The organism is Acinetobacter sp. ABJ_C5_2 (assembly GCF_044538485.1).
In the GTDB taxonomy this organism is placed as follows: Bacteria; Pseudomonadota; Gammaproteobacteria; order Pseudomonadales; family Moraxellaceae; genus Acinetobacter; species Acinetobacter nosocomialis_A.
The window spans coordinates 353,885-371,061 of the sequence record NZ_JBIUCS010000001.1; the positions used below are offsets into that span (position 1 = coordinate 353,885).

Annotated in this window: 20 protein-coding genes; 8 read left to right on the plus strand and 12 right to left on the minus strand. The window is 38.0% G+C overall.

Annotated features, from left to right (window positions below):
* Nucleotides 1-11 precede the first annotated feature (11 nt).
* Nucleotides 12-1,472, plus strand: a complete 1,461-nt coding sequence (locus ACH8JV_RS01660) for an aminoacyl-histidine dipeptidase (RefSeq protein WP_396519363.1) — start codon at nucleotides 12-14, stop codon at nucleotides 1,470-1,472.
* 19 nt (nucleotides 1,473-1,491) lie between these two features.
* Here ACH8JV_RS01660 and rtcA read toward each other — a convergent pair whose 3' ends face one another.
* The 5 genes from rtcA to ACH8JV_RS01685 all read right to left on the minus strand — a co-directional run bounded on the left by rtcA (nucleotide 1,492) and on the right by ACH8JV_RS01685 (nucleotide 6,220).
* Nucleotides 1,492-2,553: an RNA 3'-terminal phosphate cyclase gene (rtcA, locus tag ACH8JV_RS01665; protein WP_396519365.1), complete on the minus strand. Its 1,062-nt coding sequence runs from the start codon at nucleotides 2,551-2,553 to the stop codon at nucleotides 1,492-1,494.
* 259 nt (nucleotides 2,554-2,812) lie between these two features.
* Nucleotides 2,813-3,271 (minus strand): DIP1984 family protein, encoded by a 459-nt coding sequence (locus ACH8JV_RS01670; protein WP_396519367.1) that lies wholly within the window; start codon nucleotides 3,269-3,271, stop codon nucleotides 2,813-2,815.
* Entirely contained in the window at nucleotides 3,268-3,717 is a 450-nt protein-coding gene (locus tag ACH8JV_RS01675; RefSeq protein WP_151749774.1) for a hypothetical protein, read from the minus strand. The genes ACH8JV_RS01670 and ACH8JV_RS01675 overlap by 4 nt, the downstream gene beginning before the upstream one ends.
* A gap of 4 nt (nucleotides 3,718-3,721) precedes the next feature.
* Nucleotides 3,722-4,990 carry an RtcB family protein gene (locus tag ACH8JV_RS01680; RefSeq protein WP_002115268.1) on the minus strand — a complete coding sequence of 423 codons (1,269 nt, stop codon included), beginning with the start codon at nucleotides 4,988-4,990 and terminating at the stop codon, nucleotides 3,722-3,724.
* A gap of 255 nt (nucleotides 4,991-5,245) precedes the next feature.
* Nucleotides 5,246-6,220 (minus strand): ribonuclease Z, encoded by a 975-nt coding sequence (locus tag ACH8JV_RS01685; protein ID WP_396519370.1) that lies wholly within the window; start codon nucleotides 6,218-6,220, stop codon nucleotides 5,246-5,248.
* 67 nt (nucleotides 6,221-6,287) lie between these two features.
* Here ACH8JV_RS01685 and rtcR point away from each other — a divergent pair, with 67 nt between their 5' ends.
* A complete protein-coding gene (gene rtcR / locus ACH8JV_RS01690) occupies nucleotides 6,288-7,886 on the plus strand; it encodes an RNA repair transcriptional activator RtcR (protein WP_396519372.1) in 1,599 nt (532 codons plus the stop codon).
* Nucleotides 7,887-7,945: 59 nt separating this feature from the next.
* Here rtcR and ACH8JV_RS01695 read toward each other — a convergent pair whose 3' ends face one another.
* Nucleotides 7,946-8,578 carry an alpha/beta hydrolase gene (locus ACH8JV_RS01695; protein ID WP_016805219.1) on the minus strand — a complete coding sequence of 211 codons (633 nt, stop codon included), beginning with the start codon at nucleotides 8,576-8,578 and terminating at the stop codon, nucleotides 7,946-7,948.
* 125 nt (nucleotides 8,579-8,703) lie between these two features.
* Between ACH8JV_RS01695 and yaaA the strand changes: the two genes are divergently transcribed.
* Together yaaA and ACH8JV_RS01705 are read left to right on the plus strand one after the other, a co-directional pair.
* Nucleotides 8,704-9,477, plus strand: a complete 774-nt coding sequence (yaaA, locus tag ACH8JV_RS01700) for a peroxide stress protein YaaA (RefSeq protein ID WP_396519374.1) — start codon at nucleotides 8,704-8,706, stop codon at nucleotides 9,475-9,477.
* A gap of 19 nt (nucleotides 9,478-9,496) precedes the next feature.
* Nucleotides 9,497-10,120, plus strand: a complete 624-nt coding sequence (locus ACH8JV_RS01705; RefSeq protein ID WP_396519376.1) for a metal-dependent hydrolase — start codon at nucleotides 9,497-9,499, stop codon at nucleotides 10,118-10,120.
* A 135-nt stretch (nucleotides 10,121-10,255) separates the two neighbouring features.
* On the opposite strand, the gene ACH8JV_RS01710 is transcribed toward ACH8JV_RS01705, so the two are convergent.
* From ACH8JV_RS01710 to ACH8JV_RS01730, 5 genes are all read right to left on the minus strand, one after another.
* Nucleotides 10,256-11,041, minus strand: a complete 786-nt coding sequence (locus ACH8JV_RS01710) for a thiazole synthase (RefSeq protein ID WP_001154366.1) — start codon at nucleotides 11,039-11,041, stop codon at nucleotides 10,256-10,258.
* 13 nt (nucleotides 11,042-11,054) lie between these two features.
* Nucleotides 11,055-11,252, minus strand: coding sequence for a sulfur carrier protein ThiS (thiS, locus tag ACH8JV_RS01715; protein ID WP_004700562.1), 198 nt, complete (start codon nucleotides 11,250-11,252; stop codon nucleotides 11,055-11,057).
* Nucleotides 11,253-11,265: 13 nt separating this feature from the next.
* A complete protein-coding gene (locus ACH8JV_RS01720) occupies nucleotides 11,266-11,631 on the minus strand; it encodes a DUF423 domain-containing protein (RefSeq protein ID WP_114154511.1) in 366 nt (121 codons plus the stop codon).
* 111 nt (nucleotides 11,632-11,742) lie between these two features.
* Nucleotides 11,743-12,609 carry an RNA polymerase sigma factor RpoH gene (gene rpoH, locus ACH8JV_RS01725; RefSeq protein WP_002049311.1) on the minus strand — a complete coding sequence of 289 codons (867 nt, stop codon included), beginning with the start codon at nucleotides 12,607-12,609 and terminating at the stop codon, nucleotides 11,743-11,745.
* 133 nt (nucleotides 12,610-12,742) lie between these two features.
* A complete protein-coding gene (locus ACH8JV_RS01730) occupies nucleotides 12,743-12,988 on the minus strand; it encodes a sulfurtransferase TusA family protein (RefSeq protein ID WP_396519378.1) in 246 nt (81 codons plus the stop codon).
* A gap of 374 nt (nucleotides 12,989-13,362) precedes the next feature.
* On the opposite strand from ACH8JV_RS01730, the gene ACH8JV_RS01735 reads away from it, so the two are divergent.
* Together ACH8JV_RS01735 and rhlB are read left to right on the plus strand one after the other, a co-directional pair.
* A complete protein-coding gene (locus ACH8JV_RS01735) occupies nucleotides 13,363-13,575 on the plus strand; it encodes a cold-shock protein (protein ID WP_000126912.1) in 213 nt (70 codons plus the stop codon).
* Between the two features lie 109 nt (nucleotides 13,576-13,684).
* Nucleotides 13,685-14,836, plus strand: a complete 1,152-nt coding sequence (gene rhlB, locus ACH8JV_RS01740; protein WP_396519380.1) for an ATP-dependent RNA helicase RhlB — start codon at nucleotides 13,685-13,687, stop codon at nucleotides 14,834-14,836.
* Nucleotides 14,837-14,874: 38 nt separating this feature from the next.
* Here the strand turns inward: rhlB and ACH8JV_RS01745 are convergent, their stop codons facing one another.
* Nucleotides 14,875-15,255: a hypothetical protein gene (locus ACH8JV_RS01745; RefSeq protein WP_042077025.1), complete on the minus strand. Its 381-nt coding sequence runs from the start codon at nucleotides 15,253-15,255 to the stop codon at nucleotides 14,875-14,877.
* A 203-nt stretch (nucleotides 15,256-15,458) separates the two neighbouring features.
* Here ACH8JV_RS01745 and ACH8JV_RS01750 point away from each other — a divergent pair, with 203 nt between their 5' ends.
* Together ACH8JV_RS01750 and ACH8JV_RS01755 are read left to right on the plus strand one after the other, a co-directional pair.
* Entirely contained in the window at nucleotides 15,459-16,034 is a 576-nt protein-coding gene (locus tag ACH8JV_RS01750; protein ID WP_396519382.1) for a nitroreductase, read from the plus strand.
* A 34-nt stretch (nucleotides 16,035-16,068) separates the two neighbouring features.
* A complete protein-coding gene (locus tag ACH8JV_RS01755) occupies nucleotides 16,069-17,142 on the plus strand; it encodes an NAD(P)H-dependent glycerol-3-phosphate dehydrogenase (protein ID WP_002049214.1) in 1,074 nt (357 codons plus the stop codon).
* The last annotated feature ends 35 nt before the right edge of the window (nucleotides 17,143-17,177 follow it).

Genomic DNA, 17,177 nt, shown 5'->3' on the forward strand with positions numbered 1-17,177 from the left:
GTGTAGTTTTCATGACACAAGTTGATATTGCAGCGTTATCTCCTCAAGTGGTTTGGCAGCATTTTCAAACACTTTGCACTATTCCTCGCCCATCGAAGCATGAACAGCAACTTCGTGAGTTTTTAAGAAACTGGGCCGAAAGTCGAAATTTAGAAACTTACGTAGATGAAGTGGGGAATTTGATTATTCGTAAGAATGCGACTCTGGGTAAAGAACATGTGTCTGGCGTTATTCTGCAAGGCCATTTAGATATGGTCACTCAAGCCAATACTGGCACAGTACATGACTTCTTTAAAGACCCGATCCGCCCAGTTCTTGAAGACGGCTGGTTGATTGCCAAAGACACTACTTTAGGTGCAGACAATGGCATTGGTGTAGCTTTAGCTTTGGCAGTTCTAGACTCAAATGATATTGCTCATGGCCCAATTGAAGTTCTTTTAACTGTTGATGAAGAAGCAGGGATGAGTGGTGCACGGCTTTTACAGGCAGGTGTGCTAAAAGGGAAATGGCTATTTAATATTGATACAGAAGAGTGGGGCGAGCTATATCTCGGATGTGCTGGCAGTATTGATGTTGAAGTTGAGCACCCACTCACGTATGAGACAATTCCTGAAAATCTGTATATTGTGAATATTCAGGTGGCTGGCCTTAAAGGTGGTCACTCTGGTGTAGATATTCATTTAGGACGTGGCAATGCCAACGTTATTCTGGCCCGCTTTTTAAATGAGTATTTAGCAAAGCTGGGTGGACACCTTGTTGAATTTACAGGTGGTACAGCTCGTAATGCTTTACCTCGAGAAGCATTGGCAACCATTGCTATTTCGTCTAACCAATTGCCTGAATTAGAAAAATTACTCGCTGAATATCAAACGGCATGGAAAAAACAGCTACAGGGTATTGATGACAATCTGCAATTAACTATTCAGCCTAATAGTACTGAAGTGACCGAAGTGATTGCTCAACAACAGCAAAATGAATGGTTGCAAGCTTTAGCAACAAGTCCTTATGGCGTTGCAAGTATGAGTCAGGTTCTATCAGATGTAGTTGAAACCTCAAATAACATTGGGGTGGTGAGACTAAATCGAGAAAGTGGAAAAGCTGTCTTAATGGTCCGTTCAATGGTGAACCAAGAAGCTCAAGACTTTGCAGAAAAAATTCAAAAACATTTCAGTCAATTTAATATCGGCTCTACACTTACGCCGTTAGTGTCGGGTTGGACACCAAATCCAGATTCGGCTGCTCTAAAGTGCTTACAGCAGGCCTATCAAAATGCATTTAATATTGAGCCAAATCTCAAAGTAATTCATGCAGGCTTAGAGTGTGGGATTATTGCTGAACATTATCCACATTTACAAATGGTTTCTTTTGGACCGGATATTCAAGGTGCGCATGCACCGGGTGAACGAGTCAAAGTTGATACTGTAGAGAAATGCTGGAAGTTGTTGGTGACAGCTTTGGCATCTGTAGAGTAATTGTTTAGGTTTAAGAAGCTCAGTCATGAGCTTCTTGAACTTTAACCTTTATATGAAAATGATCTGGATTTAACTCGATAAATTCGATTTCACAATCAATAAATTTTTCAATCATGGCTGCTTGAGTACGAGTGTGTTCGCTAATACATTGTGCGGTGAATTCACCACCTTGGCCTAATGCCAATGGTAGCAGTAACTGGTCTGCCAAATATTCATCTACCACAGCCTGTGAAGATAAATATAATTTTACATCTTTTGCTAAATGATCAGCTATTTGCTCTGCACTTTTGCGCATCTCACCTAAAGCTGTAAACAGTTGAGTGTGATATTGATGAGTAACTTTCACATAGACTGTATTGCCTTGGCTAATTCCATTTAAATGAAATTGTTGCTGAGAGCTTAAGTTTAGCTTTTTACTTAATGTGGTTAATTCACGTTGAGCAATTTGTGCTTCCTCTGAAAGATTTAATACTGCTGCAAAAGCTTCATTGCATTGCAAAGCACCACGATCTAATAAATTTAGCTTGTTTCGATTTTGCCATGGTTGAACGGTAATCTGAATTTCACCTGCACCAATTGGAAAAAAGCCAGCTTTATTTAATCTAAAATCGACGTTAATTCCAATCTTCGCTAGAGCTGGTAAAAAGCAGTGTTCAATAAAATCTGCTGTTGGTGCAAGTGGGTTATGTGTACCCCCTGAAATGGTGAGTTCGGTAGCTTCATTTTGTAACAACAAAACAGGTAGAAGCGTTTGTAAAACCAGTGTTGTACTACCCGCTGAACCGATTTGAAATTGATATTTACCACTTTGAACATGCTGAGGTGCGAAATATAAACGTTGACTATGTAATTCAGCACCCTCTACATAAGCTTGGCTAATTTGTTGAGATGCTTGTACACAAACCAAATGTTGACGCATTAACCCTGGTTTTTTACGTCCTGCACGTATATTAATTAATTCAAATGGTTGGCCTGTAATCATTGAAAGCGCAAGGGCAGTTCTTAAAATCTGTCCACCACCTTCACCTTGTGATCCATCAATTTGAATGGCTTTTGGCATATTTGCCAAAACTGTATTCACTTCTATTTTCCTTATTTTCTAATTTAATGAACATACTGTCAGTACATGGTAATGCGAAGTAACGTGTGACTTTGCTTTTGACAAAGGTTTACTAGGTGCATAGTGCTGAGCCTGATAAGTGAATATCGATGCACGGCTCACATGCTGCCATAGCCGCCTGAATTATTTTCAATCCCTCAGATCGGAGTAATGCAGGATCTTGTACTCGCCCAGTATGTCCAAACTTTGATTGTGAAAATGATTTCACAAAATTTATTGTTTAATCGATTAGATCAATTTGCCAATTAGCAGCCTGAATTTTTACGTTTAAGTCACGTAGTTTCGCACTGATATCATCCGCCTGCTTTTGTAAGCTAGAAACAGGAATGACTTTCTTCCACTTAATTTCACGTGAGCTATAACGATCAGGTTCTCGATGTGTATTGGCAATCGCATCGATTAAAATCTTATGCTGTTCAGCATAACTATCGCGCAAGCTTAATAGGGACAACAATACTTTGCCATCTTCCAGTTTTGCTTTTGCATTGGTCAAATGAATACGACAAATCAATTGATTGCTTTCTTGAGTTAAAGCAAATATCTGTTTGATCAGTTCATTTGGATCTTCACTAGGTTCATCACCGTCTTGTACCAATACATTGGCATTGATTCGTTGTTTTAACGAAGCGAGCTTTTTTTGTTGATCGCTTCGAAGTAAAAGTGCTTCTGCGAGTTTCATTCTTCTATCTCTATTTTATTCCAGTCAAAATTATCATCGGGTAAGAAATCTGAATAATGGGTTTGAGTATGCTGCATAAATTTAATAAACAAATTACTCATGTAATCAGGTTTTAAATGAATTAAGGCTGTTGCAGCAATAATGATTCGACTGATTGCAGCCTCTGTAAACTCTTGCTCACTTAGCTCGGTAAATGATTGATGACAACTCCCATGCTTTAACCAATTTCTGACTTTATTAATTTCTTTAGAAACTAGTTTTACTTGTAAGTTGTTTTTTATGGCAATATTTTCACTGACTTGATGAAATATATAGCCACTTTTAATTTCACCAAAAATACCTTCCGCAGCACCAGCTAAAGTAATAGCTGGTACAAATGCATTTTCATATAAATAGAGTTTTATTGCCCATTCAAATTGCACAATTCCAGTTTCAATTTGGTTCATTAGATCACCCTTTAACACACACTACTTGTCTTAATGTATAAACCACTTCAACCAAATCGCTTTGGGCTTTCATTACATCTTCAATCGGTTTATATGCCGATGGAATTTCATCAATAACTGCTGCATCTTTACGGCATTCCACACCTTCAGTTTGTGCAATCTGATCTTCTACGGTAAAGCGTCGTTTTGCTTCAGTACGGCTCATAACACGTCCAGCACCATGCGAACATGAACAGAAAGATTCCTGATTTCCAAGTCCACGGACAATAAACGACTTCGCACCCATTGAACCTGGAATAATTCCATATTCACCTAAGCGCGCACGGACTGCACCTTTACGAGTGACCATTACTTCTTCGCCGTAATGTTCTTCCTTTTCCACATAGTTATGGTGACAGTTCACTGCTTCCAAACGTGCCTGAAAAGGCTTTGGTACAATTGTAGCCAAGGCTTTAATCGCAGATTGCATCATGATTTCTCGGTTCTTCATCGCAAAGCGTTGAGCCCAACCTACCGCAAACCAGTAATCATCAAAGTGTTCAGTTCCTTCTACTAGGTATGCTAAATCTTTATTTGGCAAATTAATGAAATGCTTCTGCATGTCTTTACGGGCAAGTTCGATAAAATGATTACCGATAGCATTTCCTACACCACGAGAACCTGAGTGCAACATAATCCAAACATGATCATGCTCATCTAAACAGATTTCGACAAAGTGGTTGCCAGTACCTAAAGTCCCCAAGTGCTTGCGGTTATTGGTGTTTTTTAAGCGTGGATGTTTTGCACAAATGTATTCAAAATCTGCAACAAGATCGGTCCAAGCTTGATCTACCATTTCTGGTGGAGTTTCCCATGAACCACGATCACGTCCGCGCTTTGTCATTCCATGTGGAATTAATCGTTCTAGTTCAGTACGTAGAGCATGTAAGTTATCTGGTAAATCTGAAGCAGTTAAGCTTGTACGGGTTGCCATCATTCCACACCCAATATCTACACCCACAGCAGCAGGAATAATTGCCCCTTTAGTTGGAATTACGCTACCAATAGTTGCTCCTAAACCGAAGTGTACATCTGGCATGACAGCCATCCATTTATAAATAAAAGGCATTTGGGCAGTTTGCAATAATTGTTGTTTTGAGTTGTCATCAACAAGCACGCCTTTAGTCCACATTTTGACTGGCATACTTTTTTCATTTTGCAGAACTTCATAAGAACGTTGTTGCTGCTTTTGTTCAAATTGAGCTTGTTGGTTAATTTCTTCAATGACAGACATTTTCTTTTCCTTTCAAAGCCTGCCTGCCAAGCGTTTGCAGGCAGGTGTTATTCACAAGATCCCAATGATGTTGTGTGCTTTGTACTATTGCACTGAGTGTGCCAACTTTTAAAAATACACTTAATTGAAAATATAACTTATTGAAAATAATATATAAAAATAATTATTCTTTCTGCGCAACTAATTTCTGTTGGAAATTTTAATATTTAAAAGATATCTAAAAATATATTTAAATATCTTTTTGGATATATGTATTTAATGGATCTTCCTGTTTCTATCGATTTTTAAAAGCTGTCCAGCTTCACTTAAAGTAAATTCATCAAAATCATTGGCTAAATAAAAATGACCTTTATAAAACTGGCGAACTTCTTCGGTAATAGCTTGCTGCCCAGCTTTATCCTGATGTCTAGGGCTAAAGTGTGTCAGAATTAGATTACTTAAAGATTGCTGTTCTGCAAAATTAGCCACCATTTTTGCTGAGCTATGCATTGGACCTTTGCCGACTTTATCTAAAACCGTTTGTAAGTAAGTCGATTCGTGAATAAGGAGTTGGGCATCTTTGCAAGCGTCTGCTAATAGTTCTGGTTGGTCATTATCTCCACCTATAATTGCATGAACTTGTTGATTTTGAATTTTGATAAAGTCTTGAGCTTTTAAGGTTTGTCCTTCAAATTCAATATTGTAGCCTCGTTTCAAATGACCCCACATATCGCCTTGAGGTACGCCAAGCTGAGTTAGAGCTTGGGTATCTAACTTTTTCTGAATAGATTTGATATAAATGCTAAAAGCAAAACTTGGAACACGATGGTTTAGTGGGTGTGCTTGAACAATGAATTCATCAGTGATCTGTTGTGGCTGCATTGCTTCATTTACATCAATAAATTGTAGTGAATAGGGTAAATGTAAATCTGTAAGCTGGGCAGTGATTTCAAACCATTGCTGAATTTCTTTCGGTGCAATCACGATTAAGGGTTTGCTACGGGCATTCATGCCTGCACTTGCCAATAAACCAACTAGACCATAACAATGGTCGCCGTGAACATGTGTAATACAAATGGCAACTAGGTTTTGTAGTGAAAGTTTAGCTTGTTGAATGCGATGCTGTGTCCCTTCACCAGCATCAATTAAAATCCAGTCCTTATTCTTGCTATTACGAACTGCTAATCCTGAAACATTACGTGTCAGGGTAGGTACACCTGAAGATGTGCCTAAAAAAGTAAAATGAAGCATATTCTTGGAATTTTTTGGTTAAATGCGTATTGTATATTATAGACACTTATAAAATTTTATAGAAATTATGGCGGACGCAAAGAAAACAGTCGTTATTGGCTTTGTCGGTTCTACACTTGATCAGGGGAGAAGGCCAGATCGCTGGCAGCGTTGGCGTCCTACACTTAGCCTGTTAATGCATGAAGATTTGCTTGTAGATGAATTGGTACTTTTACATGATCGACAGCATCATAATTTAGTTAAATCTATAGCAGCAGATGCTAAAGAAATCTCTCCACAAACTGAGGTTTCTGGACATAAGATCAGTATTAAAGATCCTTGGGATTTTGCTGAAGTTTATGGTGCACTCTATGACTTTGTAAAAACCTATCCGTTTGATGTCGAAAAAAATAACTATTTACTGCATATCACGACAGGAACCCATGTTGCTCAAATTTGTTGGTACTTATTGGTAGATGCACATTATTTGCCAGCTCAACTCATTCAAAGTTCACCGAATCAACAAAAGACACCAGAAGGTGAATATAGAATTATTGATCTGGATTTGTCTCGATACGATGTTTTAAAGCAGCGATTCGATGATGAACAAAAACAAAATTGGCAACAACTTAAAGCCAATATTTCTACTCATAATAAAGCGTTTAATCAACTTATTCAGGAAGTTGAATTAGTTGCAACCCGCTCTAGTGCACCTATTTTAATTATGGGGGCAACAGGGGTTGGTAAGTCTCATTTGGCAAAACAAATTTTTCAGTTAAAGAAAGATAAATTTCAATTAAGCGGCCGTTTTATTGATGTTAACTGTGCAACCTTACGTGGTGATAGTGCCATGTCGACCTTATTTGGTCATATAAAAGGTGCATTTACAGGAGCAGCTGCATCTCGTGTTGGTTTATTAAAAAGTGCTGACCAAGGCATTTTATTTTTAGATGAAATTGGTGAATTGGGACTTGATGAACAAGCGATGCTGCTAAAAGCGCTAGAAGACAAAAGTTTTTTTCCTGTCGGAAGTGATAAGGAAATTCAGGCCGATTTTCAGCTAATAGCGGGTACTAACCGTGATTTGCGTAATGAAGTTCAAGCTGGCCGATTTCGTGAAGATTTATGGGCTCGTTTGAATACGTGGACATTCTTTTTACCTAATTTAAAAGATCGTGTAGAGGATATTGCACCCAATATTGATTTTGAGCTACAGCGTTTTGCTGCAATTCATCAAAGACAATTACGTTTTCAACGTGATGCCTTAGAAACATATTTAAAGTTTGCTAAATCGGCAGACGCATCATGGCAAGGAAATTTTAGAGATTTAGCAGCGAGCGTAACTCGTTTAGCAACTTTATCTCAAGGTGAGTTAATTCGTCTTGAAGCTGTAGAAAAAGAAATTGAGCGCCTAAAGCAACTTTGGCTTATTCAGGGTGAATCATACAAAGATAAAGATGCAGATATTCTTTTGAGCTATTTAAGCCCTGAGCAATTACAACAAATAGATGAATTTGATCAGATTCAATTACGAGGTGTGCTCAAAGTCTGCGAAAATTCAAAATCAATGGCAGAGGCTGGAAGACAACTCTTTTCGGTATCTCGCCAACAACGTAATACAACAAATGATAGCGACCGAGTGAAAAAATATTTGGCCCGTTTTGGGTTAAGTTGGAATAATTTTTAGCAGTTACAGCACTTATGAAATGATGGACACAGACTCAATCTATGCCCATCAAATACACTTTATTTCATGATAATAAAGCGTGTAATGATTTGACGAAGCTGTTTTAAATAACCTGTAAAGAAGTGATTAGCGCCCGGTAAAATCGTAATTGGATGCTTCTGCGGTTTTGCCCATGCAATTGCATCTGAAAGTAAAGTAATATCATCTTGCTCACCATGAATGAGTAGAATATCACCTTGAATTTCAGGGGTTTTATAGTGGCGTAAACCTACTACAGTAGCTGTTGGTAAGCCGCACAAAATTAACTGTACTGGTTGTAATTCTGGACTAAGCTGCGCATGACATTTTGCCAAAACATGTGAGCCGAAGCTAAAACCGCCTGCATAGAATGGCAAGCCTTCATGAAGCTTACGAACGTGTTCAATCACAGCTAAAATATCTTCAGTTTCGCCATGACCTTCATCATGAACACCTTCACTGCCGCCTAAACCACGGAAACTAGGACGGTAAACGATACAACCATATTCATTAAAGATTTGGGTTAAAAGAGCAGGGACTTTATGTTGAGGGGTTCCACCTTGCAATGGATGCGGATGGCAAACAACCGCAAAGCCTTTGATTTCACCTTCAGGGCGGTCTACAAAAAGTTCAATTTTACCAACTGGACCCTGAATGAAAATTTGCTCAGACATATAAGAATCGATAAATAACAATACGTATCTCTATTTTACCGATAGTCGTCATTGAAAACACGAGTTAGCATTAAAAAATATCTACTGTTATAGTTGGTATTAAGAATAATTTTTTCAGGTTATGTATGCTTGCTTTAATTTCTCCTGCAAAAACTTTAGATTATGAAACAGCGTTACCTACAGATGAGTTTACTCAGCCTCGCTTGTTAGAAAACTCAGCACAATTAATTGATGTTTGTCGCAAACTTTCTGCTTCGGAAATTGCGACTTTAATGAGTGTTAGTGAAAAAATTGCCACACTCAATGCAGATCGTTTTAGAGACTGGACTCCCGAATTTAATTTCTCAAATGCTCGCCAAGCAATCTATGCATTTAAAGGTGATGTCTACACCGGTTTAGATGCTTATCATTTAAAAGACAAAGATATTAATTTTGCACAGCAGCATTTGCGTATGCTCTCTGGTCTATATGGTTTATTGCGTCCTTTAGATTTAATGATGCCTTATCGTTTAGAGATGGGGACTAAATTAAAAAATACGCGTGGCCATAATTTGTATGAATTTTGGGGTGATATCATCACTAACCAGATTAATGAAGACTTGGCCGCAATTAAATCTGAGTTGTTGGTAAATCTAGCTTCAGATGAATATTACAAGTCTGTGAATGAAAAGAAAATTAAGGCTGAAATTGTGAAGCCTGTTTTCCTTGACCAGAAAAATGGCAAATATAAAGTCATTAGTTTCTATGCGAAAAAAGCACGCGGTTTAATGGCTCGTTTTATTGTTGAAAACCAATTAAATAAAGCTGAAGACATCAAAGCGTTTAATACCGAGGGTTACTACTTTTATGCTGATAACTCATCGGCAAAAGAGTTGGTATTTAAACGTGATGAGCAATAATCTTAAGCGTGGTTAATAGATGATGATGCAGCTTTATTTATCAAAACTAAAGCATGCTTGGTTTGAGCTGCATCAGCATTATGATTTTTCTGAACCGCACAAAATCTATCATGAACTTATTGCGATTTATAGTGAAAAGCAACGAGCCTACCATACCGTCCAACATTTATATGAATGTTTGAGTTTAATGGGGGCGGTTCAATACGAATTAAATGATCCGTATGCTGTTGCATTGGCTCTTTGGTTTCATGATGCGGTCTATGATCCAGAAGCTAAAGATAATGAACTTAAGAGTGTTGAGTTATTTGAACAAGCGATGGTGCAAGATTTATCATCCGATACTCTAGAGAAAATAAAGCGTTGGATTCTTGCGACTCAAAAGCATGCATTAACCGATGAAACAGATTTGCAATTTTTATTGGATATTGATTTAGCTATTTTGGCAGCAACACCTGAACGTTTTATGCAATATGAACAGCAAATTCAGCAGGAATATGCTTGGGTTGATCCAGAAGTATATGCAATTAAGCGAAAACAAGTTTTAATGCATTTTTATCAGTCTGAGCCGCTTTATCAAACTACATATTTCCAAAAGAATTTTGAGTTAAACGCCAAGCAAAATTTAAAGAAAATATTGGAATAGCCTAAGCTAAATATAAAATTTAGATCTGTTGATTGAATAAAGTTATATAGATTTTTAATCTTTTTTGAAAAGTGAAAATGGTTACATGAGAGGAGAGAGGAACCACTGAAAAAACAGTGATTCCTTAGAAATAAATTATTTAAAGAAATACCCTGTTTCTGGTGAGCTTGCATTTGCCATACGTTTGCGTGGCATACGACCCGCTAAAAATGCTTCACGTCCAGCTTCAACAGCTTTTTTCATTGCAGAAGCCATCAAAATAGGGTTTTGAGCAGCTGCAATGGCAGTATTCATCAGTACGCCGTCACAACCAAGTTCCATCGCAATAGCAGCGTCACTTGCTGTACCAACGCCTGCATCGACTAAAACTGGTACTTTCGCATTTTCTTTAATAATTGAAATGGTGTGGGGGTTTAAAATACCTAAACCTGAACCAATCAGACTACCTAAAGGCATAATTGCAACACAGCCCATACTTTCAAGTTCTTGCGCAATGATTGGGTCATCAGAGGTGTAGACCATAATCTCAAAACCATCATCAATCAAAGTACGAGCCGCTTTTAATGTCTCGGTTACATTTGGATATAAGGTTTTTTCATCACCCAACACTTCAAGCTTTACTAGGTTATGACCATCGAGTAACTCACGCGCTAACATACATGTACGTACTGCGCTGTCAGCATCAAAACAACCTGCGGTATTTGGCAAGATAGTATATTTTTCTGGTGGAATAACCGAGAGTAAATTCGGTTGATCTGGATTTTGTCCAATATTCACACGGCGGATTGCGACGGTTACAATTTCTGCACCACTGGCTTGAATAGCTAAATCCGTTTCATTTAAGTCTTTATATTTGCCAGTTCCTACCAATAAACGAGATTGAAAAGAACGTGAACCAATAATGAGAGGGGTGTCTTGCATGGATAACTCCGACTTAGCCGCCGCCAACAGCGTGAATAATTTCGATACGGTCATGTTGAGCAATCGTAATTTGCTCTAATTTGCTTTTAGAAACGATTTGCTGATTGTGTTCGACAGCAAAACGTTTTCCTTCAAGTGCCAACTCCTGAATGAGTTGCAACAGGTTTTGGCTAGGCGTGTCCGTTAATTCGCCATTTAAATAAATTTGCATGATCACATTCCGATTATTTTGCGTATTTGAAAGCATTCCAAGCCAAGATCAGCCATCCAGCAATCATTAAAGCTCCACCGATTGGCGTAATTGCACCTAATATTCTTGGTAATCCCAGCGCCATGATATAAAGCGAACCACAAAAAAATAGAATACCAATCTGGATAAATAAGAAAGATAACTTGATTGGGAAATGGGGAAGAACCTTACTTAAAATACCAAGTGCTAATAGGCCTAGAGCATGATAAAAAAAGTAGTCGGTTGCAGTCTGCCACCAAGCAAGTTGCTCGGGACTCGCGTGAGCTTTAAGACCATGTGCTCCAAAAGCACCCAACATGACTGCAAAAGCAAGATTAAGGGCTGAAATGGCAATCCACATAACAAAAAACGCAACTGAATAATGAAAGGCAACGTTACCATAGAATAGGTTGGCTAAACATAGCCAGATAAAACAAAAGGGCTTATCGCCCTTTTATTTTTTTCATTTACTTTAGCTTGCCGACATAGCGACTTTAATTTTTTCCATCGCATTTTTTTCAAGCTGACGAATACGTTCTGCCGAAACATTATACTCAGCAGCAAGCTCGTGTAGGGTAGATTTATCATCATCTAACCAACGGCGCTGCAAAATATTACGCGAACGATCATCTAACTGGTCCATGGCATCATGTAAAGCAGATGTACTTTGCTCTTCCCAGTCTTCATTTTCAACTAAACGAGCCGGGTCGTAGCGATTATCTTCAAGATACAACGCAGGGGCGGTATGTGGCGTATCATCGTCATCATCACCTTGCGCTTCAAAAGCAGCATCATAAGCAGTTAAACGACCTTCCATTTCCAGAACTTGTTCTGGAGTTACATTTAAGTCGTTGGCAATAGATTGTGCTTCTTCGAGCGTTAATTTTTTACTCGATTTTTTTAAACTACGTAAGTTGAAGAAAAGTTTACGTTGAGCTTTAGTTGTTGCAATTTTTACGATACGCCAGTTGCGAATAACGTATTCGTGAATTTCTGCCTTAATCCAGTGGACGGCAAAAGATACTAGACGTACGCCCATATTTGGGTCGAAACGTTTTACGGCTTTCATTAAGCCTAAATTACCTTCTTGAATAAGGTCGCCTTGTGGTAGGCCATAACCTGCATAGCTACGCGCAATATGAACGACAAAACGTAAATGCGACATTACCAGCATTTTTGCGGCATCAAGATCTTGGTCATAATAATAACGTTCAGCAAGTTCTTTTTCTTGCTCGGCCGTTAAAATAGGAATCTGATTGACAGTACTGATATATGCACCAAGGTTTACACCGGGCGCAGACAATGACAGGGGCATCAATTGATTGCTGCTGTCACTCATGAGTTCTCCTTATAGGATAGGATGGATTAACCAATAAATTCATCTTAATTTGAATTGCCTTCATAATTAAGGAAAATTGGGTAGAAAAATGTAAAATTTTATGCAGTTACTAATCTTAGATTTTAACAAAGAATCATTGAGTTTCAATTAAATAGTGAAATTCTCTTTCTGAAATTTGCATGGTTTGACATATAAAATGATGTAAATTGCAGTAACGCGTTACATCAATTTCACTATGAGGGTCAGATGATTTCAATAAAAATAGCTGCTTTCCTGATACTTTCTTAAGTTCACGTTTCAACATTAATAAAGGCATTGGGCATGGTTGACCAAGGGCATTAATTTCAATAGGCGTTACAGTAGAAGAGGTAGTGCTCATTCATTATAAAAACAACTAAAAAAAATATTCTAACAAATTTTTTGATGAACTCTAGGTGTTTTATAAAAATTAAAAGGTAAAGGATTATATAAAAATTATTGTAATAAGCTGTTTAAAAAAAGAGCTAAAAATAGGGGAAATATTTGAAAAAAATTCTATTAATTGTCATAAACCCGTGTTAAGCTCGAACCGTTTTAGGGATTACCACACAGTTAAATTGTTTTAATAACCTATAACAAATGGATGTAACCGGAAATTGTTGATAGTTTTACAGAATGATTACAAGCTTTAAGATTATAAAAATTTTAAATACTTGTTTACTCTGCTGTTTGCAACACCGGAAGGTCCTTTTTTCATCATCTGAGGATTGACTTATGACAGCTCGTGAACAAGGCGTAGTAAAGTGGTTTAATGACACTAAAGGCTTTGGTTTTATTCAACGTAACGGCGGCGACGATGTATTCGTTCACTTCCGTGCAATCGTAGGTGACGGTCACCGTTCTCTACGTGACGGTCAACGCGTAGAGTTTAGCGTTGTACAAGGTCAAAAAGGTTTTCAAGCTGAAAACGTTCAGCCTTTAGACTAAGACTAATTCATCTTTTTGATGAATGATGGACGCTCCAATTTTTGAATTGGGGCGTTTTTGTTTATAATGATCTTCTCATTCGAGAGATTGTTTGTTAGAGCGCGTATTTATGACATCTGGTTTTGAAACCTTGAATTTACATCCGCAACTTAAAAAGGCGATTGATGCTTTAGGGTTTACTCAAATGACCCCAATTCAGCAAAAGGTTTTAAAATATACATTAGCCGGGCATGATGCAATTGGGCGAGCACAAACAGGAACAGGTAAGACCGCTGCCTTTCTGATTAGTGTAATCAATGATTTACTCAATAATCCGATTAAAGAGCAACGTTTCCGTGGCGAGCCTCGTGCTTTAATCTTGGCGCCTACTCGTGAGTTGGCATTGCAAATTGAAAGTGATGCAAAATTCCTCACAAAATTCTCTAATTTACATGTCGTGACCCTATTGGGTGGTGTTGATTTTGATAAGCAGAAGAAGCAACTTGATGCTAATTTTGTTGATATTATTGTCGCTACACCTGGGCGTTTAATTGATTTTGTAGAACAAAAAGAAGTTTGGCTCGATCAAATTGAATTTTTAGTGATTGATGAAGCTGACCGTTTATTAGATATGGGCTTTATTCCTTCGGTAAAACGTATTGTTCGTTATTCACCGCGTAAGGAACAGCGCCAAACTCTAATGTTCTCGGCGACATTTAGTTACGATGTCTTAAATTTGGCAAGACAGTGGTTATTTGAACCTGTAACAGTTGAAATTGAGCCTGAACAAAAGACCAATAATGATGTCGAACAACGTGTTTACGTTGTGGCTAAACAAGATAAATATCGTCTTTTACAAGATATTTTACGTGAAGAGCCAATTGATAAAGTCATGATCTTTGCTAACCGTCGTGATCAGGTGCGCCGTCTTTACGATCATTTGAAAAAAGATGGATATAAAGTAGGGATGCTATCTGGCGAGATTGCTCAAGATAAACGTATGAAAATGTTGGAGCAGTTCAAACAAGGTAAGCATAACATCATGATTGCAACGGATGTCGCTGGTCGTGGTATTCACGTAGATGGCGTATCTCATGTAGTCAACTTTACTTTACCTGAACAATCTGATGATTATGTTCATCGTATTGGGCGTACAGGCCGTGCAGGGGCACAGGGTGTAAGTATTAGTTTCTTATCTGAAGATGATGCTTTCTATTTGCCGGAAATTGAAAAAGCAATTGGTAAGAAATTACCGCTTACCCGATTAGATGGCTACTGCTAATAAAAAAATCCCAATCAATTGATTGGGATTTTTTTTACTTAATTAATTTTGCAATAAAAAGTAAGGGTAGTTTGGTAGTCATCATCTTTAGCCAAAGACGCATTTTTACCGGTTAAAGTACCAATGACACCCGCAGCAGCTTCTACCATTTGACCAGTCTTTTCACTGACCACATCTTTTAATACGCCGTGATAAGAGGTTTTTTCATCTACAATAACTGGGCTTGTACTTTTAGAGCATGTTTTTTGTGCCGCAGTAACTGCATTATTCTTTGCAATTAAATTAGTTTTACCAATACCAGTCACTTCAAACTGATTATTTTCTTTTTGAATTGCTAGAGTATTTTTAGGGGTGGTTGCACAAGCACCTAGTAATAAAACAACGCCGCTCATTGCGCTCGCTAAAATTATTTTTTTCATGATTCACCTAAGTTAATCGCCAAAAGACATAGCTATTTGAACATAAGTTTTCTAATTGATTTTGAAGACGTTGTATGAGTTTTGAAGTTTTGTATTAAAAAATGTCAAACTATAAGTTCACTAGGTTTATAAGCTAGATTCAATGGTGGATTAACGGTAGATTATGCTAATCTATTTCGAATTTTTGAGTTAGATCAATATTAATGACGGATTCAGCAATACAAATAATTCACCAAAATATTCATCAGCGTCAGTCTATTGGCCAATTAATTGAACCAGCTCCAAACTCAGAGCAACTAGAGTTAGCTTTTCAGGCTGCTTTAACGGCTCCAGATCATCATAGACTTAAGCCAACGCGTTTTGTAGTTATTCCAGGTGAGCAACGCGGTGCTTTCGGTGAGGTTCTAACAAAAGCTTTGGCAGATTTAGGTGAAACTGATCCCGCTCAACTTGAACGTGTTAAGCAACATCCTTTTCGCGCTCCGCTACTTATTTTAGCGCTGACTCAGTTACAAGATCACCCAAAAGTACCACATTTTGAGCAAATCTTAAGTACAGGTGCGGCAGTACAAAATCTTTTGTTATCTTTGCAAGCTCAAGGGTTTTCAACCATGTGGCGTAGTGGAGCTGTTGTTGAATCAAATTGGTTAAAACAGTATTTAGGACTGCAACCACATGATTTAATTTCAGGTATTATTTACGTTGGCACTGCAGCTAAAGCAATTGCGCCTCGTGCAGATATTGAAAGTAAAGAATTCGTAAAAATTTGGCAGGCTTAAACGTCTGTAAAAGTAAGAAATAGGATAATAAAGCATGGCTGAATTTAAGTTTACAGATTTGGTGGAACCTGTTGCGGTCGATAAAAAAACGGCATTACGTATTACCGTTTTAGGGGGCGGTAGCTTTGGTACAGCCATGGCGAATTTAGCTGCTCGTAATGGCTGCGATACCATGATCTGGATTCGTGATGCCGAAACAGCAGAAGAAATTAATAAAACCCATATTAATAAACGTTATTTACCAGACTTCACTTTAGAATCTTCATTACGTGCAGTTTCTGATTTGGAACAAGCTGTATGTGATCGAGATATTATTTTGGTTGCAATTCCTAGTCATTCTTTCCGTGATGTCTTAAAACAAATTGCTCCTTATATTACTGCACAAGCGGTTGTTTCTTTAACGAAAGGCGTTGAAGCTAAAACGTTTAGTTTCATGAGCGATATTATTCGTGAAGAGTTACCAGAAGTTCCATATGGAGTATTGTCAGGTCCAAATCTTGCCAAAGAAATTATGGCGGGCATGCCATCTGGTACAGTGATTGCTAGTGATTCCGAGCTTGTTCGTTATGCTGTGCAGCATGCGCTTCATAGTGCGTTATTCCGCGTTTTTGGTAGTGATGATGTGCATGGAGTTGAATTGGGTGGAGCGCTTAAAAATATTTATGCAGTTGCAATGGGAATTGGTGCAGCATATAAAATTGGTGAAAATACCAAGAGTATGATTTTAACGCGTGCTTTGGCTGAAATGAGCCGTTTCGCGGTAAAGCAGGGTGCAAATCCACTTACGTTCTTAGGTTTATCTGGTGTGGGCGATTTATTTGCGACTTGTAATAGTCCATTAAGCCGTAACTACCAAATCGGATATGCGCTAGGTTCTGGTAAGACATTGGATCAAGCTAGTAAAGAGTTGGGTCAAACTGCTGAAGGGATTAATACAATTGTTCAGGTGCGTGGTAAAGCACAAGAACTGGACGTATATATGCCAATTACCAATGCTTTATATGAGGTGATTTTTGAAGGCGCTCCGCCATTAAATATTGCACTTTCTCTTATGAAAAATGGGCACCGTAGTGATGTTGAGTTTGTTTTACCACATCATGAAGTCTGACGAATAAATGTCATAAATTGTGGTTATAATGCAGG

Coding starts and splice junctions, on each gene's coding strand:
- ACH8JV_RS01660 (WP_396519363.1), top strand. CDS start 12: ATGACACAAGTTGATATTGCAGCGTTATCTCCTCAAGTGGTTTGGCAG.
- ACH8JV_RS01670 (WP_396519367.1), bottom strand. CDS start 3,271: ATGAAACTCGCAGAAGCACTTTTACTTCGAAGCGATCAACAAAAAAAG.
- ACH8JV_RS01675 (WP_151749774.1), bottom strand. CDS start 3,717: ATGAACCAAATTGAAACTGGAATTGTGCAATTTGAATGGGCAATAAAA.
- ACH8JV_RS01680 (WP_002115268.1), bottom strand. CDS start 4,990: ATGTCTGTCATTGAAGAAATTAACCAACAAGCTCAATTTGAACAAAAG.
- ACH8JV_RS01685 (WP_396519370.1), bottom strand. CDS start 6,220: ATGCTTCATTTTACTTTTTTAGGCACATCTTCAGGTGTACCTACCCTG.
- rtcR (WP_396519372.1), top strand. CDS start 6,288: ATGGCGGACGCAAAGAAAACAGTCGTTATTGGCTTTGTCGGTTCTACA.
- ACH8JV_RS01695 (WP_016805219.1), bottom strand. CDS start 8,578: ATGTCTGAGCAAATTTTCATTCAGGGTCCAGTTGGTAAAATTGAACTT.
- yaaA (WP_396519374.1), top strand. CDS start 8,704: ATGCTTGCTTTAATTTCTCCTGCAAAAACTTTAGATTATGAAACAGCG.
- ACH8JV_RS01705 (WP_396519376.1), top strand. CDS start 9,497: ATGATGATGCAGCTTTATTTATCAAAACTAAAGCATGCTTGGTTTGAG.
- ACH8JV_RS01710 (WP_001154366.1), bottom strand. CDS start 11,041: ATGCAAGACACCCCTCTCATTATTGGTTCACGTTCTTTTCAATCTCGT.
- thiS (WP_004700562.1), bottom strand. CDS start 11,252: ATGCAAATTTATTTAAATGGCGAATTAACGGACACGCCTAGCCAAAAC.
- ACH8JV_RS01720 (WP_114154511.1), bottom strand. CDS start 11,631: ATGTGGATTGCCATTTCAGCCCTTAATCTTGCTTTTGCAGTCATGTTG.
- rpoH (WP_002049311.1), bottom strand. CDS start 12,609: ATGAGTGACAGCAGCAATCAATTGATGCCCCTGTCATTGTCTGCGCCC.
- ACH8JV_RS01730 (WP_396519378.1), bottom strand. CDS start 12,988: ATGAGCACTACCTCTTCTACTGTAACGCCTATTGAAATTAATGCCCTT.
- ACH8JV_RS01735 (WP_000126912.1), top strand. CDS start 13,363: ATGACAGCTCGTGAACAAGGCGTAGTAAAGTGGTTTAATGACACTAAA.
- rhlB (WP_396519380.1), top strand. CDS start 13,685: ATGACATCTGGTTTTGAAACCTTGAATTTACATCCGCAACTTAAAAAG.
- ACH8JV_RS01745 (WP_042077025.1), bottom strand. CDS start 15,255: ATGAAAAAAATAATTTTAGCGAGCGCAATGAGCGGCGTTGTTTTATTA.
- ACH8JV_RS01750 (WP_396519382.1), top strand. CDS start 15,459: ATGACGGATTCAGCAATACAAATAATTCACCAAAATATTCATCAGCGT.
- ACH8JV_RS01755 (WP_002049214.1), top strand. CDS start 16,069: ATGGCTGAATTTAAGTTTACAGATTTGGTGGAACCTGTTGCGGTCGAT.